The following is a 22,145-nucleotide window of genomic DNA, read 5'->3' on the forward strand; positions in this document are numbered from 1 at the left end:
TCAGTTGGTAAAAATCAATTTTATCTTTTTTTAATCTTTAACTTATTGTTTTTTAATGCTTTATTGAGAAATTTTTGAACATCCTTTAAGTGATACAAAAAAAATTAAAAAAAACATTGAACTGTGTCTCTTTTTGGTCCATCTTATAATGGCTGATCATGACTTAGATCAATGTATCGCGTCTTTAAGGCTGACAAATAAAAAAATAAACCGTGCGTTAAACAAATAGTGAGTTAGGTCAAATGTCCAATAGTCTATATAGCATGCTAGATGTTCATTCACCGGCCAATGGTGTACAGCAAATTCAGTTGCATCGTCCTGAAGCGCTAAATGCATTGACAACCGCCATGCTGGGTGAGTTGGCGCTGGCATTAGAAGAAGCTGAAGCGAATGAGTCAGTGAAAGTTGTCGTACTAACTGGTTCTGCCCGTGTGTTTGCGGCAGGGGCAGATGTAAAAGAAATGGCCGAGCGAGATATGGTGGGGATTCTAAAGGACCCTCGTCAACAAAGTTGGCAAAGTATTAGCCGTTTTCCTAAACCTCTTATTGCAGCCATTAATGGTTACTGTTTAGGGGGGGGCTGCGAACTCGCAATGCACGCCGATATTCTTATCGCCGGAACCGATGCCAAATTTGGTCAGCCAGAGATTAATCTAGGCATCATGCCCGGAGCTGGTGGTACCCAGCGCCTTGTACGTGCTGTCGGTAAATCCCTTGCCATGCAAATGGTGCTGACAGGCCAGCCGATTAACGCGCTTCAAGCAAAAGAGGCAGGTCTTATTAGTGAAATTACCCAACCAGAATTAACCCTTACCCGAGCGATGGAAGTCGCTGCCCAGATTGCTAAAAAAAGTCCATTGGCATTACGTCTTGCGAAAGAGTCCATACTAAAAGGCATGGAGACAGACCTCAGTACGGGTCTACGTTTCGAAAGGCATGCTTTTACGGTATTGGCTGGTACCAAAGACCGTGAAGAGGGCATTGCTGCTTTCTTAGAAAAACGTTCTGCCAAATTTACGGGTCAATAATTTAGAAGAGGCCTTTGCACCACGCCGTGTTCAAAGTGTCCAACAATAATAGGAGCGTTATCTTAATGAGCTTCCAACATATCTTATATTCAGTGGACTCGGGTGTGGCACTGCTTAGCCTGAATCGTCCTAAATCACTTAATAGTTTTAATGAGGCCATGCACTTAGAGGTGCGTGAGGCGTTTAAACAAATTAAGAGTGATAAACAGGTTCGTGCCTTGGTTTTGACTGGGGAAGGTCGAGGATTTTGTGCCGGGCAGGATTTGTCTGATCGCAATGTGGATCCCACTGCTGATGCACCCGACTTAGGTCTCTCGATCGAGAAATTTTACAATCCTCTGATTAAAGCCATTCAAGCCTTACCTATGCCTGTTATTTGCGCGGTGAACGGTGTTGCGGCGGGGGCAGGTGCTAATCTTCCTCTAGCCTGTGATCTGATTATTGCGGCGCGTTCAGCCAAGTTTATCCAAGCGTTTTGCAAAATTGGGCTGATTCCAGACTCGGGTGGTACTTGGTTTTTACCGCGCTTAGTAGGGATGGCAAAGGCAAAAGAAATGGCGTTATTGGGTGAACCTGTCAGCGCCGACGCCGCGTTGGAAATGGGATTAGTCAACCGCGTTGTGGATGATGAATTACTTCGACAAGAAGCCTTAACCCTGGCTCAGCATTTGGCGACGCAACCTACAAAAGGGTTGGCTTATATTAAGCGGGCGTTAAATCAGACATTTGATCATGGCTTAGAAGAGCAATTGCTTTTAGAGCGTGATTTGCAGCGCTTAGCGGGACAAACCCAAGATTATCGTGAAGGGGTGGCTGCTTTTATGGCGAAACGTACTCCTGAGTTTAAAGGAGAATAATGATGGCGGCTTTAGACAAATCAATGATGATTGGTGTGATTGGGGCTGGTGCCATGGGCGCTGGGATTGCCCAAGTAGCAGCTCAATCAGGTCATATTGTGAAGCTTTATGATAATCGTGCTGATGCTGCAAAAGAAGCCATCGCTTCCATTGAAAAGCAACTGAACCGCTTAGTCGAGCGTAAAAAATTCACCCTAGAGCAAGTTCAGCAAACAGTCGCCAACCTACAAGTGGCAAATGAATTAGCGGATTTTGAACATGCTGGCCTAGTGATTGAGGCGATTGTTGAAAATAGGGACGTGAAGCAAGCGGTCTTTGCGGAACTAGAGTCTATTTGCTCTGCGCAATGTATTTTAGCGACAAACACCTCGTCTATTTCCATTACCCGTTTAGCAGCGGGAATGAAACATCCAGAGCGTATGGTGGGAATGCACTTCTTTAACCCCGCCCCGATTATGAAGTTGGTGGAAGTGGTCTCAGGTTTGGTTACCTCGAAAGAGATCGCGACAACGGTATTTGATACAGCGGCCGCTTGGGGGAAAGTCCCTGTGTATGCGGCATCGACACCTGGGTTCATTGTTAATCGAGTGGCACGTCCATTTTATGCAGAAAGTCTGCGACTGAAACAAGAACAGGTAGCCGATTGTGCGACGTTAGATGCCTTAATGCGCGAGGCTGGAGGCTTTCGAATGGGGGCCTTTGAACTGACGGATTTAATTGGTCAAGATGTTAACTATGCTGTGACCTGTTCGGTTTTTGATGCTTATTATGGTGACTTTCGTTTTCAACCTTCCTTGATTCAAAAAGATCTGGTCGATGCCGGTTACCTTGGTCGTAAAAGTGGCGAAGGTTTTTACTCCTATAAAGAAGGTGCGGTAAAACCTGAGCCGCATTGTGTTCCTCCTTCCCATCATCCTGCGCCTTCATGTGTGGCTATGGGGAACCTTGATGCTCTGTCTGCATTAGTTATGCGTCTCAGTGGTGCGGGCATTACCATCGAACAAGACCCTTCATCAGCGCTTAATGCTTTAAAAATCGGCGATGCGACAGTGGTATTGACCGATGGACGCATGGCAAGCGAGCGAGCCAATAGCGAGTCGCTAGAGAATTTGGTGCTGGTGGATCTGGCTTTGGATTATCAAAAGACAACACATCTTGCTTTATCTCGTGCTCACAATACGCCAGATGACGTTTTTCAGCAGGTGGTGGATGCGTTCTTTGCTGCAGGGATTAAGGTTTCCGAGATAACGGATTCTCCTGCTTTGGTGGTGATGCGCACCGTTGCCATGTTGGCGAATGAAGCAGCGGATGCTGTATTAAATGGTGTGTCCAGTGTGGATGGGGTCGATAACGCGATGCGCTACGGTGTGAATTATCCGGTAGGGCCGCTGGTATGGGCTGATCGGATTGGTATTGACCGTGTCCAGCAGGTGCTTAATGCCTTGCAATCTTCTTACGGGGAAGATCGTTACCGTACCTCTCTACTGTTGAAACGATTGTCAGATCAAGGGAGAGGGTTTTATGAAAACAAATAACGATACTCAAACCGATGCACTTGGGCTAGCAAAAGAGTGCGCTCAGGAACTTTATCGCCGTGATGTGGCAACACAACATCTGAACATTGAGTTGCTGGATTCGGCACCTGGCGAGTCTTTGGTCAAAATGACCGTGCAAGACTTTATGCTGCAAGGGCATAAAACCTGTCATGGTGGCTATATGTTTACCTTGGCGGATTCGGCCTTTGCGTTTGCTTGTAATACCTACAACCAACCGACCGTCGCCCTTGGTTGTTCCATTGATTACGTCGCTCCCGCTTTTCAAGGGGATGTGCTGACAGCAAGATGTCATGAGAAAAGTCGTGGTGGCCGTACCGGAAATTACGATGTCGAGATTCATAACCAACAAGATCAATTGATCGCTCTATTTCACGGTAAATCTTACCGCCTTAAAGGTGAAATACTTTCACAGGAGAACGTAAATGACTGATGCGCTTATTATTGATGCTATTCGTACGCCAATCGGACGTTACGGTGGTGCGCTTTCTAAAGTCAGGGCAGACGATTTGGGGGCCATTCCTATTAAAACACTCATGGAACGAAACCCGACAGTGGATTGGTCAAAAGTTGATGATGTCTTGTATGGCTGTGCGAACCAGGCTGGTGAAGACAATCGCAATGTGGCGCGCATGTCTTCCTTGTTGGCAGGGCTTCCACACAATGTGCCAGGCTCGACGATAAACCGTTTGTGTGGTTCTGGTATGGATGCGGTTGGCGCGGCGGCCAGAGCCATTCGTGCTGGCGAAGCGGGATTGATGATTGCCGGGGGTGTGGAGTCCATGTCGCGCGCTCCGTTTGTTGTAGGAAAAGCGGATCAAGCTTTTTCTCGTCAAGCAGAAATGTATGACACGACCATTGGCTGGCGCTTTGTGAACAAGCTGATGAAGGAGCAATATGGCGTCCACTCTATGCCTGAAACCGCTGAAAACGTAGCGGAAGATTTTCGCATTTCCCGTGCTGATCAAGATTTGTTTGCGGTGCGTAGTCAGCAAAAAACCGCAATCGCTCAAGAGAATGGGCGTTTATCGCAAGAGATTGTGCCCGTGGTTATTCCACAACGTAAAGGTGACCCAGTCGTAGTGAGTCAGGATGAGCATCCTCGCGCAGACACCAGCTTAGAAGTATTGTCGAAGCTTGGAACGCCTTTTCGAAAAGATGGCAACGGATCCGTTACCGCAGGAAATGCGTCGGGTGTGAATGATGGAGCTTGTGCTTTATTGTTGGCAAGTGAAGCGGCCGCTAAGGCCTACGGATTAAAAGCCCGTGGACGAGTATTAGGTATGGCGGCGGCGGGGGTTGAGCCGCGCATTATGGGAATCGGTCCCGCTCCGGCGTCTAAAAAGGTGCTCGAACAAGTCGGTCTTACCTTAGCAGATATGGATGTTATTGAATTAAACGAAGCCTTTGCATCGCAAAGCTTGGCGGTATTGCGTGAACTGGGTTTAGCCGATGACGATGCTCGAGTTAATCCGAACGGCGGTGCCATTGCATTAGGTCATCCACTGGGAATGAGCGGTGCGCGACTGATTACAACGGCGTTGAATGAGTTGGAAGTCAAACAAAAGCGTTATGCCTTGTGCACTATGTGTATTGGTGTAGGACAGGGGATAGCAATGGTGATTGAGCGCTTAAATTAAGGCTCTGTTCGTGACGTCGCGGCGTTGTGGGCTACGCCGTAGTCGTAAAAACTGAATGAATCTAGACGTCAAAATCATGAGGTTGTATTACCAAGAGTGAATGCAACCGTGAAGACTGAATTCTAAAAATAATAAATAGAGAGAGTGTAACAATGGATATTCGTAGCCAGTTTAATCCAGATCAACTTGATCCAATGGAAGTTGCTAGTATTGATGAGTTGCGAGCCCATCAATTAGAGCGTTTGCAGTGGTCGGTGAATCATGCCTATAACAATGTTCCTATGTATAAACAACGTTTTGATCAGTTGGGGTTGCACCCAGATGATATTAAAACCTTGGACGATCTTGCCAAACTTCCTTTCACTACCAAATCAGATCTACGTGATAACTATCCGTTCGGGATGTTTGCCACACCAGTGAATCAACTGGTTCGCCTTCACGCCTCAAGTGGTACAACGGGTAAACCAACGGTCGTTGGATACACTCAAAATGACATCGATAATTGGGCCAATATTGTGGCTCGCTCAATCCGTGCTGCGGGCGGACGCAAAGGAGATATTTTGCACAATGCCTATGGTTACGGTTTGTTTACTGGGGGCTTGGGGGCACATTATGGTGCCGAGCGTCTTGGTTGCACGGTAATCCCTATGTCTGGCGGGCAAACCGAAAAGCAAGTGCGTCTGATTCAAGATTTTCAGCCTGACGTTATTATGGTGACGCCATCTTATATGTTGAATTTGCTGGATGAAATGGAAAAGCAAGGTATTGATCCCCTCGACCTTAAGCTACGCCTAGGTATTTTTGGTGCTGAGCCGTGGACGCATGAGTTACGCCGTTCAGTTGAAGAGCGAGCCGGTATCCGTGCCATGGATATTTATGGCTTGTCGGAAATTATGGGACCAGGGGTGGCGATGGAATGCGCAGAAAGTCAGGATGGACCAACGGTCTGGGAAGATCATTTCTACCCTGAAATTGTTGACCCAAATACGGGTGAAGTATTGCCAGATGGTGAGATGGGCGAATTGGTGTTTACCAGCCTCAGTAAAGAAGCTCTGCCAATGATTCGTTACCGCACACGAGATTTAACTCGCTTGTTACCCGGTACTGCTCGTCGCATGCGCCGCATTGACAAAATTACTGGCAGAAGCGATGACATGATGATTATTCGTGGGGTGAACGTTTTCCCAACGCAAATCGAAGAAGAAGTGATTAAAGTAAATCATTTTTCAGAGAACTACGAAATACATCTGTATCGCAAAGGGAATATGGATGGTATGGATGTACATGTTGAACTGCGTCCTGAATGTGCGGATTTTGATGAGCAAAAAATCAACGACGCAATCAATCAGCTGCGCCATCACGTGAAGTCGTCTGTGGGCATCAGTATCAATGTTAAGCTCAGAGAAATAGGCAATATTGCTCGTTCAGAGGGTAAGGCCAAACATGTTTATGATGAGCGAGCATCCGCTTAACGATCTTTTTCTTGTCTGATAATAGAGAGTTGCCTCTTTTGAGGAAGGAAGAGGCTTTATTATCGATAATTATGATACATTAATTTAAAAAAATATTGTTTTATTGTGTCGTTAATGTATTCTTATAAGAAAGCAATAGAGTTCATTGCTACGACTTTGCGGAGGTTTGTATGTATGCACAACAAGTTGAAACAGGGGTGAAAGCGGTAAAATCCTTGGCTGAAATGGGGCCAGAAGAAAGGGCCTTTCAGGAAAAAATTGATGCCGAGATTAAAATCGAGGCAAAAAACTGGATGCCAGATAACTATCGTAAGACCTTGATTCGTCAAATCTCACAACATGCTCACTCAGAAATTGTGGGAATGTTGCCAGAAGGTAACTGGGTCACACGTGCCCCAACCTTGAAACGTAAATTGCAACTGATGGCGAAAATTCAGGATGAAGCCGGGCACGGTTTGTACCTGTATAGCGCAATGGAAACCTTGGGCGCAGATCGTGATGAAGAGATCGAAAAGCTTCATTCCGGTCGTGCTAAATACTCCAGTATTTTTAACTATCCCACCTTAAATTGGGCGGACATGGGAGCCGTGGGTTGGTTAGTCGATGGTGCTGCTATTGTCAATCAGGTGGTGTTGCAGCGTACGTCCTATGGTCCTTATTCACGTGCCATGATTCGTATTTGTAAGGAAGAAAGTTTCCACCAGCGCCAAGGTTACGAAATCCTTTTGCATATGATGCGCCACGGCACGCAAGCGCAAAAAGACATGGTGCAAGACGCAATCAATCGCTTGTGGTGGCCATCGCTAATGATGTTTGGTCCAAGTGATGCGGAGTCGCCAAACTCAGCCCAATCCATGGCATGGAAAATCAAGCGTCACACCAATGATGAACTGCGTCAACGCTTTATCGATCAGACGGTTCCTCAGTTAGAAATATTGGGTTGTACAGCGCCAGATCCAGACTTGAAGTGGAATGAAGAGCGCGGTCATTACGACTTTGGAGAAATCCAATGGGAAGAGTTCTACGAGGTACTGAAAGGTAATGGGCCTTGTAATCGCGAACGCTTGGAAACACGCCGAAATGCCATCCAAGACGGAGCGTGGGTACGTGAAGCGGCGGTCGCTCATGCCAACAAAAAACAAAAACAACAGGCTGCAGCCTAACGAATTTGAGGTATTTACCATGTCTGAATGGACACTTTTTGAAGTCTTTATCCGCAGTAAGCACGGTCTTAATCACAAGCATGTGGGCAGTGTGCATGCAGCCGATGCTGAAATGGCCATTGAAAATGCACGAGATTTGTACACACGCCGCAATGAAGGTGTGAGTATTTGGGTTGTGCCATCCGCCGCCATTACGGCAACGGCGAGTGATGAGAAAGAGCCTTTGTTTGATCCAGCAGAAGACAAAGTCTACCGTCATGCCAGTTTTTATGAATTGCCCGATGAAGTCGGACATATGTGAGGTGGTTATGACACAGTACGATGAATTAACCGAGTTTTTACTGCGCCTCGGCGACAGCGCCTTGATCCAAGCCCAGCGCTTGTGTGAATGGACAGGCCGCGCCCCAGCTATTGAAGAAGAAATGGGGATGATGAACGTTGGGCTCGATTTGGTAGGCCAAGCGCGCAATTGGTATGAATATGCGGCTGAGCGCATCAACGATGGCACCGATGCCGATGTATTAGCGTTTCGTCGTGATGAGCGTGCGTTCCGCAACTTGTTATTAGTTGAACAACCAAATGGTGATTTTGCCGTCACCATGACAAAGCAGTTTTTTTATGACGCTTGGCAATTTCACCTACTGACAATACTGAAAGACGCAAAAGACGAGCGCATTTCAGCGATTGCCACAAAGTCATTAAAAGAAGTGATCTACCATTTGCGTCGTTCTTCTCAATGGGTTGAGCGTTTAGGAGACGGTACTGACGAAAGCCATCAACGCATGGAAAAAGCGATCGATACGGTTTGGCGTTTTACTGTTGAGTTGGTTGAGAAAAACGCTACTGAGATGGCTTTAGCTGAGTCGGGTGATATCCCATCCCTTGCCGAGCTGCCTGAGCAATGGTTAGCGACAGTCAATGAGGTCTTCGCTAAAGCGACCTTGACGGTTCCTGATGCACCAAGCACTTTCTATTTGAGTGCGCGAACAGGCATGCATACTGAGCATTTGGGCATCTTATTAGCAGAAATGCAATTCTTACAACGAGCTTATCCCGATGCGAGCTGGTGAGTTAATTACCACCGACCAACAGGGTCGTTCTGGGAGCGAGGCCGATATCCAGCAAGCCTACAAGGTGCTGGAAGAGGTAATGGATCCAGAAGTGCCGGTGGTGAGTGTCATGGACCTTGGTATCGTGCGGGACGTCAGTTGGGTTGATGGGCACCTTAAGGTGGTTGTGACACCAACTTATTCAGGCTGTCCCGCGACGGAATATATCGAAACATCGATACGGGATGCGCTGCAAGAAGCGGGTTTTGCTCATCCGAAAGTATCCCAGCGCTTAGACCCTGCTTGGACAACGGATTGGATTACCGAACAAGGTCGAAATCGCCTTAAAGTATACGGCATCGCTCCCCCAGTTGGGAGCTCAAATAAGCGCTCTTTGTTGTCGGGAATAACACAAGTTGAATGCCCACATTGTGGCAGCAAAGACACGGAGCAAATCAGTGAATTCGGCTCGACAGCCTGTAAAGCGTTATATCGCTGTAAGTCCTGTTTAGAACCGTTTGACTATTTTAAATGCATTTGAGCCATAGATAACAATAATTTGGCCGTGGAGACACAGATGAATCAATTTCACCCACTTACTGTTTCAGATTTACGCCGTGAAACGCGGGATTCTATTTCCCTAGCTTTTGATATCCCTGCGGATTTAGCAAAGGCCTACCAATTTAAACAAGGTCAGTATTTAACATTACGCACTCATCTTGATGGTCAAGAAGTGCGTCGCTCTTACTCCATTTGCAGTGGTGTTCACGATAATGAAATGCGGGTGGCCATTAAACGCGTACCTGATGGACTGTTTTCTACGTTTGCGAATGACTCGATTAAAGTAGGTGATGTTATTGAGGTCATGCCGCCGTTAGGGCATTTTTATTCAGAGCTTGATCCCGCTCGTCATGGCGACTATTTATTGGTTGCCGCAGGCAGCGGTATTACTCCGATTCTGTCTATTGCGAAAACCACCTTGGCCACTGAGCCGCACAGTAAAGTCACCCTGTTATATGGTAACCGCTCCACGTCTTCTACCATGTTCCGAGACCAACTTGCCGATCTCAAAAACGCTTATATGGATCGTTTGAATTTGATCTTCGTATTGAGCCGTGAACAACAGGATATCGATTTGTATAACGGCCATATTGATGCGGATAAATGTCGTGTTCTATTTGATCGTTGGCTGGATGTGAAAGCTTTAACAGGGGCGTTTATTTGTGGTCCTCAATCCATGACAGAAACCGTTCAGGATGTCTTGAAAACGTTAGGCATGCCAGAGGAAAACATTCACTTTGAACTGTTTGCTGCCGCTGGCAATGAGCGCAAACGAGAAAAACGTGCCCAGGCTGCCGCCCATGCGGATACGTCAGAAATCACCGTTATTCGTGATGGTCATGGGATGACTTTTGACCTAAAACAAAATACCGAGAACTTGCTGAATGCGGGCAACGAGCACGGTGCCGACCTGCCGTTTTCATGTCGAGCAGGCGTATGTTCTACCTGTAAATGCAAGGTGGTTGAAGGCGAAGTGGACATGGACATCAGCATTGGTCTTGAAGACTACGAAGTGGAAGCCGGTTACGTGCTTTCTTGTCAGTCTTACCCTGTGTCCAAAAAGGTTGTGTTGGATTTTGACCAAATCTAATTCAGCTTGATCGTTCGTCTGATTGCATAGAAAGCATAAAGACAATTAACAAGCGAACAATACGATCAGTACATCATAATAACAAAGATGACGGTGGTACTACGCCACCGATGGAGAGAGAACACTATGAGCCAAAGTCCTATCTTACAAAGTTTTATTGCAGGCGAGTGGTTAGGTAACCAAGCTGGACAAGCGCTAGTTAGCCCCGTTAACGGTGAAACGATTTATCATACACACGCTGAAACCATTGATTTTGGTCGTTCACTGGAATTTGCTCGCAGCAAAGGTCGCGCTGCTTTGATGGCGATGGACTTTCAGAGCCGGGCGTCTTGTTTACGAGACTTAGGTAAATATTTACTCGAACACAAAGAGTCATTGTACGCGATTTCCTTATTAACCGGTGCCACTCGTACTGATAGCTGGGTAGATATTGAAGGTGGTGCGGGGACATTATTTACCTACGCGAGTTTAGGGCGACGAGAATTGCCATCAGGTAACCTGATTCATGAAGACGATGCTTTTCCGTTAGGTCGCGAAGGACAGTTCTATGGCTCCCATATTTTGGTGCCACGACACGGTGTGGCCGTACATATTAACGCCTTTAACTTCCCTGTTTGGGGCATGTTAGAGAAGTTTGCTGCCAATTTCCTTGCGGGGATGCCCTGTATTGTTAAGCCTGCTACATCCACTTCCTATTTGACCGAAGCGTGTGTGCGCCTGATGCAAGAGTCTGGTGTATTGCCGGAGGGCAGTATACAGCTGGTAATAGGTCGTACCGGCGATTTGTTGGATCGTTTGGAGGGGCAAGATGTGGTGACCTTCACCGGATCTGCAAGCACTGCCGCCAAGTTGAAAGCCACACCGAACTTAATTAATAACGGTATTCCTTTTAACGCCGAAGCGGATTCACTGAACTGCGCCATCTTAGCGCCGGACGTATCAGCCGACAGTCCTGAGTTTGATCTTTTTGTTAAAGAAGTGGCGCGGGAAATGACCGTGAAAGCGGGGCAAAAATGTACGGCGATTCGTCGTGTCTTGATCCCTGAGAATCAAGTTCAAGCGGTATCTGAACTTCTAACCGCACGTCTTGCCAAAGTGTCGATTGGTGATCCCCATTTAGACTCGGTACGCATGGGTGCATTGGCGTCTTTTGAGCAAAAAGAGGATGTGTTATCTCAACTCAACCTGTTGTTAGAAAGCAGTCAGGTTGTTTATGGTCATAATGCCTCTTTTGAATGTCTTGGCAACGGCTCTGAAAAGGGGGCGTTTGTACAACCTACCTTGCTACTGAGTAATGACCCAGATGCCGAAGGCGGAGCGCACGACATAGAGGCCTTCGGTCCGATTAGTACGTTAATGCCTTATAAAGATCTTGATCACGCTATTGCGCTTTCTGCGCGCGGTAAAGGCTCTTTGGTCACAACCTTAGTCACACAAGACCCTGATGTTGCCAGACAAGTGGTGCCTGCTCTGGCGGCGTATCATGGTCGAGTGCATATCTTGAATGAGGCCTCCTCAAAAGAATCCACCGGACACGGTTCGCCATTGCCTATGTTAAAACATGGTGGCCCTGGACGTGCTGGTGGTGGCGAAGAACTGGGCGGGATTCGTGGTGTAAAACATTATATGCAACGTGCTGCTATTCAGGGTTCACCGACCATGTTATCCGCCGTAACGGGTGAGTACGTTCGTGGTGGCGAGACCTATGAGACCGATGTGCATCCTTTCCGTCGTTATTTTGAAGACCTTCGCATTGGCGAGTCTCTATTGACTCATCGACGTACGGTCACAGAAGCCGACATCGTAAACTTCGGCTGCTTGTCTGGCGATCATTTCTATATGCACTTCGACGATATTGCCGCACGAGATTCTCAGTTTGAACAGCGTATTGCTCATGGCTATTTTGTGTTATCCGCTGCCGCGGGTTTATTTGTCTCTCCGGGCGAAGGCCCTGTATTGGCGAATTATGGCTTGGATACGTTGCGCTTTATTACACCTGTTCCAATGGGCGACACTATTCGTGCGCGCTTAACCTGTAAACGCAAAATCGATCAAGGCAAGTTAAGTCCTAAAGGTGAGCCACAAGGTGTCGTGGTGTGGGACGTTCAAGTCACCAACCAGCGCGATGAGCTGGTTGCCAGCTATGACATTTTAACCTTGGTTAGAAAAGCGGGCTGATTGGTGGAGAATTTTAGCATCGTTGGCTAGGAAAGGATGATCTCATGTAATCCCGTGTAATTGAGTGATGGTGATGTTTTTTTTATCTTTCCACTTGGGTCAGATAATTGGCTTACGTTTCACTCAAATACACAACAAAGGAATATCATATGTCATCCTTCCGACAGTTATATGCACGTTTGGCCTTAGATACGAGTACTCAACACTCACTATTTACCGCATCGTTTTTTGATGCTACAACGTTGACACTAACGTTAGATCCTTCAGCAGAAGGGACGGCTAACTTTGCTATTTTTCAAAACAAGAAATCGGTTGTTGATAAAAGAGTTACCGCAGGGGAGTCAATTACCTACACAGGTGAGGGGTTAACCTTTTACGTTAATTATTATGATGGGTCAGATTTGCCAAGGGTGAACGTGACGGCAAATGCCTAGATAAAGAGAGTAAGAGGAGAGCGTTTGAAGCTTTCCTCTTACGTTTAACTTGTTTTCAAGCCGTGTCTATTTTACCACTTTATAAACTGCTGCGATGTCTTCATCCGCAAAACCTGCTTTCATGGCTTGTTTGAAAGCTTCGTTGGCAATAGCGGCCGTTGGCAGAGGCTGATCAAGCTGATCCCCTAACGCAACCGCAAGTCGCATGTCTTTTTGCATGTGTTTAAGCGGAAAGCTGGTAGTGTAATCTTCATTCAACAGCATGGCCCCTTTGCCTTTAAACATGGGGTTCGCCATGGCGCCAGCATCAAGGATGTCTAAAATCTGCTGTCCGTCTAATCCTGCTTTTTGGCCTAAAGACAGACCTTCGCTGAAGATGCTCAACATGCCGCCCATCATCATGTTCACCACAAGTTTCATATTAGCCCCTTGGCCGACTTCGCCAAGATAGGGGGACATTTTACCCATTACGTCAAAAGCGGGTTTAGCATCGTCATACAGGGATTGATCACCCGCCGCTAAGATGATTAACGTACCGTCTTCGGCGGGTTTTTTGGTACCAGACACGGGGGCTTCTAAAAAGCGGCCGCCTGCTTGAGTGATTAAATGAGCGATTGTTTTTGATGTGCCGTCATCTACGGTCGACATATCAACATAGCCACGACCTGAGCCAATGCCAGCAGCAACTCCATCTGGCCCTTGGCAAAGTGCCAAAGCGGCGTCTGGATCTGAGACCATAGCAAAGGTAATGTCACAGTTCGCTGCAACGTCTTTCGGTGAGATACCTTGATGGGCACCTTTAACGACTAATTCAGTACATTTTTCTGGGTTGCGATTCCAAACCGTCACATCAAATCCGGCGTTGAGTAAATTTAACGCCATCGCTTTACCCATAATGCCCAAACCTAAAAATCCAACACTAGCCATAAAACCCTCTTTCTTAGTGATATTTCCACCATTGTAACAAATAGAAAAAGGCAGAGTTTGTAAATTACAGTCAAACGCTTTCTTATCGTTGGGCAAAGCACTCAAATGTCTGTAAAGGTTTGAGTAATAGTTTTTTGTTCTTCTACCTGCTCCATCACCCAATCAATAAAGCAGCCTGAACTGTATCGATTAGCATTGTCGGCACACGTTAGAAAGAAGGCATTGTTATGACATTCCACCGCTGGGGTGAGAGCGATCAGGCTGCCATCATCGAGTAGCGATTTCACATGCCAATCCCACGCTAAAGCAATGCCTGCGCCGTTTATCGCGGCATGGACAACGGCAATTTGATCTTCCATTTGAATCTCATTTTGTGGCTGTTGATAGTCTATGCCAAATAGGCTGGCCCAAGTCTGCCAGTTTTCCCAAAAGCCTGGTGCATCTTTAAGACCAAGCAAAGGTTGCTGCCAAAGATTATTTAAATGACGACTTTCAGGTCTTTTGGCCAAGAAAGCAGGGCTGCATACCAGCAACATTCGCTCGTTAAACAATAAAAAATTGTTCTTATGAGTAGTATTTAACGAAGCATAATAAAATGAGACATCGTATTCATCGCTTTTTACTTCACTCATATTCCTCTCATTATTGATGCTGATATTAAGCATAATATCTGGGTATTTGTCTCGAAAATCATCTAAATGTGGAATCAGCCAGAAGTGACTAAAACAAGCGCCAATTTCTAAATTTAGTGGCAAAGGAGATACTTGATCGTCCATTTTCTGTGACTCTTCTGCTAACAAAGTTAATGCTTGATTAACACTTTTTAAATAATTTTTTCCTTTTTGTGTCAGTTCTAAACCTGTTTTTTTACGAATAAATAATTTGGTATTTAGGAAAGATTCCAGTTGCTTGATCTGTTTGCTAACAGCGGTAGGTGAAACGCACAACTCATTAGCGGCGCTGGTTAGCGTGCCAAGACGAGCGGATGCTTCAAACAAAATCAGGCTATTCAAAGAAGGAATCGTTCGGTTTTTAATCGCCATGGATGTATCTATCCTGAACTTTTAGTTCAATTGAGACTAACAAAATAGCGTTTTACTTACTATCTCTGCTTCCTAATATGGATATACATGACAAATAAAACGAAGGAATATCATGCCGAACGTCAAACACATACATCATGCTATGTTGGCACTGCCAGATGGTACGAAGTTAGCCTATAGAGCTTGGTTACCAAGCAATGCCGATCAGCAACCTGTCCCCGCCATTCTTGAATTTCTTCCCTACCGGAAAAATGATGGAACCATCGTTCGAGATGAAATTACCATGGCACAAACCGCTGCACATGGCTACGCCTGTGTTCGCGTAGACCTTCGCGGCTGTGGCGAGTCAGAAGGACACACTACCGACGAATATACCGAGCAAGAGCTGCAAGATGGTGTTGATATTATTGCTTGGCTTGCTGATCAACCTTGGTGTAGTGGTCGTGTTGGCATGGTCGGTATTTCTTGGGGAGGATTTAACTCACTACAAGTCGCAGCTCTTAATCCACCTGCGCTGAAAGCCATTATTACTCAATGTTCAACGGATGATCGTTACGCTACTGATGTGCACTACATGGGTGGTTGCTTGCTGAACGACAATTTAGATTGGGCTGCGTTTTTCTGGGCGTACGCACAAGGGCGAGCGCCGGATGCCAAGTTGGTGGGCGAAGCTTGGAAAGATCAATGGTTAGATCGTTTGAACAATATGCCGTTTTTAGCGAAGACTTGGTTAACCGAACAAGTACGCAATAGCTATTGGAAGCACGGTTCAGTGTGCGAAAACTACCGTGATATAAAAATCCCAGTCTATGCGATGAGTGGTTGGGCAGACAACTATCGTAATACGGTCTTTAGCTTACTCGAGAACTTAGGTGTGCCTCGCAAAGGTCTAGTTGGCCCATGGGCACACAAATACCCCAACATCGCTTACCCGAACCCTAAAATAGATTATGTGAAAGAGTCTGTTCGCTGGTGGGATCGATGGTTGAAAGATATGGAAAATGGTATTGATGATGAGCCTGTATTAACCTACTACATGCAGGACAGTGTTCGTCCCCAAGGGGACTACAAACAGCGTCCTGGACAATGGATTTCGGAACCTGTTTGGCCTTCACCACAAACTCGCTATAAAACGCTCTACACGACAAATGGACAGCTACTTGAAAAACCCCAAGAGGATACTTTTGCTCAACAGATCTGTTCACCACAAACGGTTGGCCTTAATGGAGGGCGTCTTTGCGTGGGGATTCGTTTGGAGATGGAGCAACCCGCAGATCAGCGTTCTGATGATGCGGGCTCTCTCTGTTTCGACACCTTGCCTCTGGAAGAAGATCTGGCGATTGCAGGTCAAGTGATAGCGAACTTGGCGATTCGCAGCGATAAACCGACAGCTAATCTCGCGGTACGCATCTGTGATGTCCATCCCGATGGTGCGGTAACACGCATCAGCTTTGGCGTATTGAATTTAACGCATCGAGACAACCACGAATCTGTCGAGCAGCTCATTCCAGGAGAGCTTTACCAAATCGCCGTACCAATTAATCATGTTGCTTATAAACTACCAATCGGTCACCGTTTAAGAGTGTCGATCTCTACAGCATGTTGGCCACTTATTTGGCCTTCTGCAGATCGCGCAACGATTACCTTAGAGTCAGCACAAAGCGGCATCGAAATACCATATCGAGAAAACTTAATCACAGAAGTTGAACCGCCTGCTTATGACAAGGCCGTGTCATTTGATGGCGAATCACTTCGCCCATCAAGCAGTCGGCGCATTGTTCATCAGGATTACAAAACAGGCTTGGTGACACTAGAAACACACGACGACTTTGGTCGCCAACATTTTAACTCCTGCGACAGTGAGATTGATTTGGCCATGAGCCAGTGGCAGACCATTCATTCAGACGACCCTCTTAGCGCGGAATCCAAACTGACATTCGATTTAAAAATGGGCCGAGAAGGCTGGTGGACAGGTCTAAAAAGCGTCTATCACATGCGTTGTGACCATGATCATTTTTACATTACTAGCACTTGGCAAGCGTTTCATGATGACGAACTCATTTTCAGTAAAGAGTTTGACGAAACCATCAAGAGAACGGGTGTTTAATCGATTAATACTGTGAGGATATTTTTTTATGCTTAAATCACTACGGCCGCTGGTCTTTTTTCCAACCTTTATTATTTTGGTTGGCGCGTTAATTTTCAGCTTGGTAAATTTAGACCTATTTATGCAATACACCAAGGTAGCCAACAATTTCGTGCTATCGCACTTTTCCTGGTTATTTAGTTTGGGAAGCTTTTATCTACTGGTATTGATTGCCATTACGTATTTTTCGAAACTGGGTAATGTCAGAATTGGTGGGGAGAGTGCCACTCCAACACTCAGCAAGTCTCGCTGGTTTATGATTGTGCTATGTACGACGTTGGCTGTGGGCGTACTGTTCTGGACCACCGCCGAGCCGCTTTATCATTTGCATTCGCCACCAGAAAGCTGGGGAATAAAACCGGATAGCCCAAATGCGGTATTGTTTGCTTTCTCTGCGATGTTTTTGCATTGGGGACCAACACCTTATGCAATTTATGGTGTGCCTGCATTGATCTTTTCTCTGGCATTTCACAATCTAAAACTCCCTTACTCCATCAGTAGCTCATTACGTCCCGTCTTTGGTAAGTATGTAACGGGCCGAATGGGTGATGTGATTGATGCCCTCGCACTTTATTCTCTCGTCGTGGGCATGGCATCTTCATTGGGAACAGGGGCGTTGACCTTGTTAGGTGGTACGAGTCAATTTTTACCTATAGAAAAAAATGCACTCACGTTAGGCATTATTATTGCGATCATCGTGATTACCTTTGTATTGTCCGCTGCGAGGGGGTTGATCAAAGGCATCGCTCGATTGTCCATGGTGAACTTTTGGTTATTGATTGCGTTATTTGTCTTCACCTTAATTTGTGGCCCAACGCTTTACATATTGGGTATTGGAGTAGAAGGGCTGGGCGCATTTTTGCAAAACTTCTTCCGTTTAAGTTTGTTCACTGGTCAAGCAGCCAATGACCCTTGGCCACATTATTGGAGTGTATTCTACTGGGCAGTTTGGTTTGCTTGGGCGCCAGTTACAGCCATGTTTTTAGGAAAAATTGCCCGTGGCTACACTGTGCGTGAGTTTATCCAAGTAAATGTTATCTTCCCTAGTTTATTTATCCTTTTGTGGATTTCGGTTTTCTCGGGAACGGCGATCTTTATGGATCAACACGGTAATGGCAGTCTATATACTATTTTAAATTCGGGAGGAATTGAGAAACTGCTTTACCATATTTTTGGTGAGTTACCTTTTGGATCTTTGACATCATTACTATTGATATTTATCTCTTTTATCTCCTACGTTACTGCTGCAGATTCAAGTACCGATGCCATTGGTGACCTATGTGTCAAAGGATTTAATGTCGAGTCCCAAGAGGGCACTGGCATGCCAATCAAAATCTTGTGGGGGGCTATCATTGGTTTAGTGGCTTGGATCATGGTCAGTACAGTTGGGGTGGCTGGAATTAAATCGTTATCAAACCTCGGTGGCTTACCCGCCACATTGATTATTCTATGCTGTAGCTTTACTTTGATTAAATGGATGAAGAATCCGTCATTGCTAGACAAGTAATGGTTTCTTAAAACCACTTAAATGAATAAAAATGGCTTAGCATGAATGTTGTTAAGCCATTTTTATTACGTGGTGCAGAGCCTTGTTGATGATATTGGCGGGCGGTCCGCTGGTCTATTTTCAGTTATCTGATAGCCAAGCTCTTTTAATCATTTATATTAGCGTCACCAAAGGTAGAAGCTGTGGTGGCTGATAATGGGTACGATAGACAAACATTGAGAGAGTTGATTCAGTGTCGAGAGAATCCAGCATGCCATACTAAGGAAAGGACGACGTTGACTAGGGTTATAGCTACCAATGTGGGTTGATTGGCACACACATATAAAAGATCAAAGTGCTCTAGTACTAGCTGAAAATTTATCTACAAGCTGTGTTTAAACTTGATACTGTTAATTGCGTAGACCAAAATGGAACTCTTTTGATTTGGTTTATTATTGAATTTAGCGTAGTAGTGCGCACAGTTTGTGCAATATTTGAGCAGTTAGAACCAGAGTGGTGCGACAGTGGAAAAAAATAGTCAAAGTATTAGTGTTGAAAAGTCTAAATTGACTCGAGAAGAAATACAGGAAAACATTATCAATGCTGCTATTTTCGAGTTTAGTAAACATGGATTCATGGGAGCTTCTACTCAAGCTATTGCAAAGCGTGCAGGTTTGAGAAAATCCCAGTTGCACTATTATATAGTAGATAAAGAAGATCTTTATAATCAAGTGCTTGGGAAATTATTTAAGGCATGGAGCCAGTTTGCGAACTTAAAGGAAAGTAATCAAACACCGACTGATATTTTAAAGCAATATATTCATGTGAAACTAAAGTTTGCTTTGGAATATCCAGAGTTGTCTCGGGTCTTTACCATGGAAATACTATCCGGTGGAGAGCGTTTAGAACCCTTCTGGCCCAAAGCATTGAAAGATACAGAGTTGAATGTAAAGGTAATTGACGAATGGGTGGAAAGGGGTCAAATCCGAGTTTTAGATGGACGTTTACTAATGATGAATATCTGGGCGTTAACTCAATATTACGCTGACTATAGAATTCAAGTAGAGCTGGTTATGTCGACTTCTTTGGAGGAATACTCTCTTCAAGAGAAGCTAATAAATGAAGTGACAGCGCTTATTCTCGCAGGTTGCGGACTGTAATAACCATTAGCGCTGACTGCTCTTGGTCTCTTTTGTTTTTTATTTTTCTAATTCTCTTGGCCAAGTGATTCTCTAAACAGAATTCACTTTGGCACGTTAAGTGCTTATGTTAGACCGATTGGACAAACCATTTGGTCTATTATGAAATTAAATGAAAAGATAAAAGTTAAAGTTAGTCTGCGCCAGTTTTTAACAAAAGATACTGCCCTTTATAAGCTTGAGCCAGTAGAGGTTGCTTGCTTGCCATTCTTCTCGGCAGGCTCGCATATCGATGTGCAAATTTCTTCCCAATTTACTCGTTCTTATTCATTATGTAGTGATCCTGCATTCGCTTCTTCTTATTATTGTATTGCTGTTAAGTGTGAAAATATTGGGCGGGGTGGCTCTAAGGCAATGCATAATTCAGTAGATGTAGGAAGTGAACTCTACATTAGCCCTCCCAAAAACTTTTTCCCACTAGCTGATCATGCTTCTCATCATCTATTGATAGCGGGTGGCATTGGATTGACGCCGATGCTATCGATGGCTTATAGCCTCAGCGCTAAACTAGAGCCATTTACCTTCATTGTTTGCGCTAGCAGCAAAGATCAGCTGCTGTTTTCTGATGTTCTGCATAACGCATCTTGGCAAACTCATTATTTTTTGAAGGGACGAGATTCATTTGACCTATCGGAAATTTTAAAAAAATTACCGGAAGATATGCATATTTATTGCTGTGGACCAGAAGGCATGATGATTGAGGCGAAAAATCAGTGTGCGTTTTTGCCCTCAGCTCATTGGCATGAGGAACGTTTTGCGGCAAAGATTCTTGAATCTGAAAATAATACATTTGAGTTGTATCTAAGCGAAAGTAATAAGCGTGTTGTGGTCGAAAAAGGTATGACCATGATAAGTGCGTTACGTAACGCAGGTATCCATGTCGAAAGTGTGTGTGAACAAGGTGTCTGTGGTAGTTGTCTTGTTCGTTGGAGTAATGGCAGCCCAATACACCGTGATGAGTGTCTTGAGTCGGAAGAGCGCGAAGAATATATCGCTTTGTGCTGTGCAGGCTGTGACTCCTCTCGTATTACTTTGGAGTTGTGATTATGGATCAATGCCTTACTCACGCAAGACTTCCTAAGTGGCTTTTATCTCCAGACTGGCCAATGAATGAGGCAGCCCCTATCTTAGCTACCATTGCTCTCGCTGAGGGTATTATTCAGAGTATCAACCCGACTAAACAAGAAGATATAGGAACGAATTTAGATGGACGTCTCGTTTTACCTAGTCTGGTTGAGGCGCATGTTCATTTAGATAAGACCTTTACGACACACCGACTAGGTGGACTAAAACCGGGTCTATTAAATGCGATTGATGCAATGCAATCGGATCGGCAGCACTGGTCTTATAGCGACTTATTTTATCGTGCTGAAAAGGCACTTGAACAAGCTTATCGAAGTGGTGTGGTGTGTTTGCGTACTCATGTTGATTGGATCTCACAAGAGACACCAATGGCTTGGAAAGTGTTGGGCGATTTAGCCCAAAAATGGCAATCTCGGATTCGGCTTCAAAGAGTGGCTCTTATTCCTCTTACCTTATTTGCGAATAAAGCATGGAGTCAAAAAGTAGCAAATACTATTAGGCTCTCTGAAGATAGCCTAATTGGCGGTTTTATACACAGCAGCAACTTTGATAAATCAGCTATTGCGAACTTAGTAGAAGCGGCTTCTGATGATGGTCTAATGTTAGACCTTCATATTGATGAAGAACTCACCGATCAGCCTAAAGGCTTTTCTTCTTTATTAGACATTCTCGACACTCAGACATTTAGTTCGCGGATCGTCTGTGGTCATGTATGTGCTCTGAGTAGCGCCAATGAATCTAATGCTCTGGCATTGTTGGATCGAGTTGCCAAGCATCCTATCACTTTAGTTGCGTTACCAGCGACGAACCTATTATTGCAAGATGCCAAAGCTGGTAGAACGCCACGACACCGTGGCTTGACGCTAGTGAATGAAGCCGTTCAAAGAAATATTCCTACCATGATAGCTACAGATAATGTTCAAGATGCTTTTTGTACATTGGGAGAATATGACCCAGTGAAAGCGCTTCAACTCGGTGTTTATAGTGGCCATTTAGAAAATGCATTTGATTTTTGGTCTCAGTCTATTTGCCGATCAGACTGGTTAAATAGTGTGACAGATACGCCTTTTAACTTGATCGGACAAGAGGCTAGTTTAATTGTTTTTAATACAAAAAATAGTCTGAGCTGGCCCACTGATATGACTCGTTATGTTATGCGAAAAGGTCTATTGATGAGCAGCCATGAAGCATTTTTTAACGAGTTTCTAAACCCATTTTAAATCAAGGTAAAGAGGT

Annotated in this window: 20 protein-coding genes; 18 read left to right on the forward strand and 2 right to left on the reverse strand. The window is 45.2% G+C overall.

Annotated features, from left to right (window positions below; translation table 11 throughout):
* The first annotated feature begins 242 nt into the window (after window positions 1–242).
* The 13 genes from paaF (at window position 243) to AC0VYG_RS10140 (ending at window position 13,025) form a co-directional block, all read left to right on the forward strand.
* Window positions 243–1,028 (forward strand): 2,3-dehydroadipyl-CoA hydratase PaaF, encoded by a 786-nt coding sequence (paaF, locus tag AC0VYG_RS10080; RefSeq protein WP_475432144.1) that lies wholly within the window; start codon window positions 243–245, stop codon window positions 1,026–1,028.
* A gap of 65 nt (window positions 1,029–1,093) precedes the next feature.
* Window positions 1,094–1,885, forward strand: a complete 792-nt coding sequence (paaG, locus tag AC0VYG_RS10085; protein ID WP_475432145.1) for a 2-(1,2-epoxy-1,2-dihydrophenyl)acetyl-CoA isomerase PaaG — start codon at window positions 1,094–1,096, stop codon at window positions 1,883–1,885.
* A complete protein-coding gene (paaH, locus tag AC0VYG_RS10090; RefSeq protein WP_475432146.1) occupies window positions 1,885–3,420 on the forward strand; it encodes a 3-hydroxyacyl-CoA dehydrogenase PaaH in 1,536 nt (511 codons plus the stop codon). Before paaG ends, paaH begins: the two co-directional genes overlap by 1 nt.
* Window positions 3,407–3,871, forward strand: a complete 465-nt coding sequence (gene paaI / locus AC0VYG_RS10095; protein ID WP_475432147.1) for a hydroxyphenylacetyl-CoA thioesterase PaaI — start codon at window positions 3,407–3,409, stop codon at window positions 3,869–3,871. Before paaH ends, paaI begins: the two co-directional genes overlap by 14 nt.
* Entirely contained in the window at window positions 3,864–5,078 is a 1,215-nt protein-coding gene (gene pcaF, locus AC0VYG_RS10100; protein ID WP_475432148.1) for a 3-oxoadipyl-CoA thiolase, read from the forward strand. The genes paaI and pcaF overlap by 8 nt, the downstream gene beginning before the upstream one ends.
* Before the next feature lie 152 nt (window positions 5,079–5,230).
* Complete coding sequence (paaK, locus tag AC0VYG_RS10105; protein WP_475432149.1) at window positions 5,231–6,550, forward strand: phenylacetate--CoA ligase PaaK; 1,320 nt, start codon at window positions 5,231–5,233, stop codon at window positions 6,548–6,550.
* A gap of 170 nt (window positions 6,551–6,720) precedes the next feature.
* Entirely contained in the window at window positions 6,721–7,713 is a 993-nt protein-coding gene (paaA, locus tag AC0VYG_RS10110) for a 1,2-phenylacetyl-CoA epoxidase subunit PaaA (RefSeq protein WP_067017220.1), read from the forward strand.
* 19 nt (window positions 7,714–7,732) lie between these two features.
* Complete coding sequence (gene paaB / locus AC0VYG_RS10115; RefSeq protein ID WP_199476753.1) at window positions 7,733–8,014, forward strand: 1,2-phenylacetyl-CoA epoxidase subunit PaaB; 282 nt, start codon at window positions 7,733–7,735, stop codon at window positions 8,012–8,014.
* Between the two features lie 7 nt (window positions 8,015–8,021).
* On the forward strand, window positions 8,022–8,783 hold the full coding sequence (gene paaC / locus AC0VYG_RS10120; protein ID WP_475432150.1) for a 1,2-phenylacetyl-CoA epoxidase subunit PaaC: 762 nt from the start codon (window positions 8,022–8,024) through the stop codon (window positions 8,781–8,783).
* Complete coding sequence (gene paaD, locus AC0VYG_RS10125; RefSeq protein WP_475432151.1) at window positions 8,770–9,303, forward strand: 1,2-phenylacetyl-CoA epoxidase subunit PaaD; 534 nt, start codon at window positions 8,770–8,772, stop codon at window positions 9,301–9,303. The genes paaC and paaD overlap by 14 nt, the downstream gene beginning before the upstream one ends.
* 36 nt (window positions 9,304–9,339) lie before the next feature.
* Window positions 9,340–10,413, forward strand: a complete 1,074-nt coding sequence (gene paaE, locus AC0VYG_RS10130; RefSeq protein WP_475432152.1) for a 1,2-phenylacetyl-CoA epoxidase subunit PaaE — start codon at window positions 9,340–9,342, stop codon at window positions 10,411–10,413.
* Window positions 10,414–10,539: 126 nt separating this feature from the next.
* Window positions 10,540–12,591 carry a phenylacetic acid degradation bifunctional protein PaaZ gene (paaZ, locus tag AC0VYG_RS10135; protein ID WP_475432153.1) on the forward strand — a complete coding sequence of 684 codons (2,052 nt, stop codon included), beginning with the start codon at window positions 10,540–10,542 and terminating at the stop codon, window positions 12,589–12,591.
* A 149-nt stretch (window positions 12,592–12,740) separates the two neighbouring features.
* Entirely contained in the window at window positions 12,741–13,025 is a 285-nt protein-coding gene (locus AC0VYG_RS10140) for a hypothetical protein (RefSeq protein ID WP_475432154.1), read from the forward strand.
* 66 nt (window positions 13,026–13,091) lie between these two features.
* Here AC0VYG_RS10140 and AC0VYG_RS10145 read toward each other — a convergent pair whose 3' ends face one another.
* Both AC0VYG_RS10145 and AC0VYG_RS10150 read right to left on the reverse strand, forming a co-directional pair.
* Window positions 13,092–13,952, reverse strand: coding sequence for an NAD(P)-dependent oxidoreductase (locus AC0VYG_RS10145; protein WP_475432155.1), 861 nt, complete (start codon window positions 13,950–13,952; stop codon window positions 13,092–13,094).
* A gap of 101 nt (window positions 13,953–14,053) precedes the next feature.
* On the reverse strand, window positions 14,054–14,995 hold the full coding sequence (locus AC0VYG_RS10150) for a LysR substrate-binding domain-containing protein (RefSeq protein WP_475432156.1): 942 nt from the start codon (window positions 14,993–14,995) through the stop codon (window positions 14,054–14,056).
* A gap of 112 nt (window positions 14,996–15,107) precedes the next feature.
* Here AC0VYG_RS10150 and AC0VYG_RS10155 point away from each other — a divergent pair, with 112 nt between their 5' ends.
* The 5 genes from AC0VYG_RS10155 (at window position 15,108) to AC0VYG_RS10175 (ending at window position 22,129) form a co-directional block, all read left to right on the forward strand.
* Window positions 15,108–17,102 (forward strand): CocE/NonD family hydrolase, encoded by a 1,995-nt coding sequence (locus AC0VYG_RS10155; protein ID WP_475432157.1) that lies wholly within the window; start codon window positions 15,108–15,110, stop codon window positions 17,100–17,102.
* A 28-nt stretch (window positions 17,103–17,130) separates the two neighbouring features.
* Window positions 17,131–18,648, forward strand: coding sequence for a BCCT family transporter (locus tag AC0VYG_RS10160; RefSeq protein ID WP_475432158.1), 1,518 nt, complete (start codon window positions 17,131–17,133; stop codon window positions 18,646–18,648).
* Between the two features lie 503 nt (window positions 18,649–19,151).
* Window positions 19,152–19,787, forward strand: coding sequence for a TetR family transcriptional regulator C-terminal domain-containing protein (locus AC0VYG_RS10165; protein WP_475432159.1), 636 nt, complete (start codon window positions 19,152–19,154; stop codon window positions 19,785–19,787).
* 141 nt (window positions 19,788–19,928) lie between these two features.
* Window positions 19,929–20,870: a PDR/VanB family oxidoreductase gene (locus tag AC0VYG_RS10170; protein WP_475432160.1), complete on the forward strand. Its 942-nt coding sequence runs from the start codon at window positions 19,929–19,931 to the stop codon at window positions 20,868–20,870.
* Window positions 20,871–20,872: 2 nt separating this feature from the next.
* Window positions 20,873–22,129 carry an amidohydrolase family protein gene (locus tag AC0VYG_RS10175; protein ID WP_475432161.1) on the forward strand — a complete coding sequence of 419 codons (1,257 nt, stop codon included), beginning with the start codon at window positions 20,873–20,875 and terminating at the stop codon, window positions 22,127–22,129.
* Window positions 22,130–22,145: the final 16 nt, after the last annotated feature.

It is taken from the genome of Marinomonas sp. 63XJN7_7_ISO-PGPR-S23-202, assembly GCF_056173505.1.

What these genes read in the sequence shown, in the direction of transcription:
- paaK (WP_475432149.1), top strand. Translation starts at nt 5,231, where the DNA reads ATGGATATTCGTAGCCAGTTTAATCCAGATCAACTTGATCCAATGGAA.
- paaG (WP_475432145.1), top strand. Translation starts at nt 1,094, where the DNA reads ATGAGCTTCCAACATATCTTATATTCAGTGGACTCGGGTGTGGCACTG.
- paaH (WP_475432146.1), top strand. Translation starts at nt 1,885, where the DNA reads ATGATGGCGGCTTTAGACAAATCAATGATGATTGGTGTGATTGGGGCT.
- AC0VYG_RS10155 (WP_475432157.1), top strand. Translation starts at nt 15,108, where the DNA reads ATGCCGAACGTCAAACACATACATCATGCTATGTTGGCACTGCCAGAT.
- paaA (WP_067017220.1), top strand. Translation starts at nt 6,721, where the DNA reads ATGTATGCACAACAAGTTGAAACAGGGGTGAAAGCGGTAAAATCCTTG.
- pcaF (WP_475432148.1), top strand. Translation starts at nt 3,864, where the DNA reads ATGACTGATGCGCTTATTATTGATGCTATTCGTACGCCAATCGGACGT.
- AC0VYG_RS10145 (WP_475432155.1), bottom strand. Translation starts at nt 13,952, where the DNA reads ATGGCTAGTGTTGGATTTTTAGGTTTGGGCATTATGGGTAAAGCGATG.
- paaC (WP_475432150.1), top strand. Translation starts at nt 8,022, where the DNA reads ATGACACAGTACGATGAATTAACCGAGTTTTTACTGCGCCTCGGCGAC.
- AC0VYG_RS10170 (WP_475432160.1), top strand. Translation starts at nt 19,929, where the DNA reads ATGAAATTAAATGAAAAGATAAAAGTTAAAGTTAGTCTGCGCCAGTTT.
- AC0VYG_RS10150 (WP_475432156.1), bottom strand. Translation starts at nt 14,995, where the DNA reads ATGGCGATTAAAAACCGAACGATTCCTTCTTTGAATAGCCTGATTTTG.
- paaB (WP_199476753.1), top strand. Translation starts at nt 7,733, where the DNA reads ATGTCTGAATGGACACTTTTTGAAGTCTTTATCCGCAGTAAGCACGGT.
- AC0VYG_RS10160 (WP_475432158.1), top strand. Translation starts at nt 17,131, where the DNA reads ATGCTTAAATCACTACGGCCGCTGGTCTTTTTTCCAACCTTTATTATT.
- paaI (WP_475432147.1), top strand. Translation starts at nt 3,407, where the DNA reads ATGAAAACAAATAACGATACTCAAACCGATGCACTTGGGCTAGCAAAA.
- paaE (WP_475432152.1), top strand. Translation starts at nt 9,340, where the DNA reads ATGAATCAATTTCACCCACTTACTGTTTCAGATTTACGCCGTGAAACG.
- paaF (WP_475432144.1), top strand. Translation starts at nt 243, where the DNA reads ATGTCCAATAGTCTATATAGCATGCTAGATGTTCATTCACCGGCCAAT.
- paaD (WP_475432151.1), top strand. Translation starts at nt 8,770, where the DNA reads ATGCGAGCTGGTGAGTTAATTACCACCGACCAACAGGGTCGTTCTGGG.
- AC0VYG_RS10140 (WP_475432154.1), top strand. Translation starts at nt 12,741, where the DNA reads ATGTCATCCTTCCGACAGTTATATGCACGTTTGGCCTTAGATACGAGT.
- paaZ (WP_475432153.1), top strand. Translation starts at nt 10,540, where the DNA reads ATGAGCCAAAGTCCTATCTTACAAAGTTTTATTGCAGGCGAGTGGTTA.
- AC0VYG_RS10175 (WP_475432161.1), top strand. Translation starts at nt 20,873, where the DNA reads ATGGATCAATGCCTTACTCACGCAAGACTTCCTAAGTGGCTTTTATCT.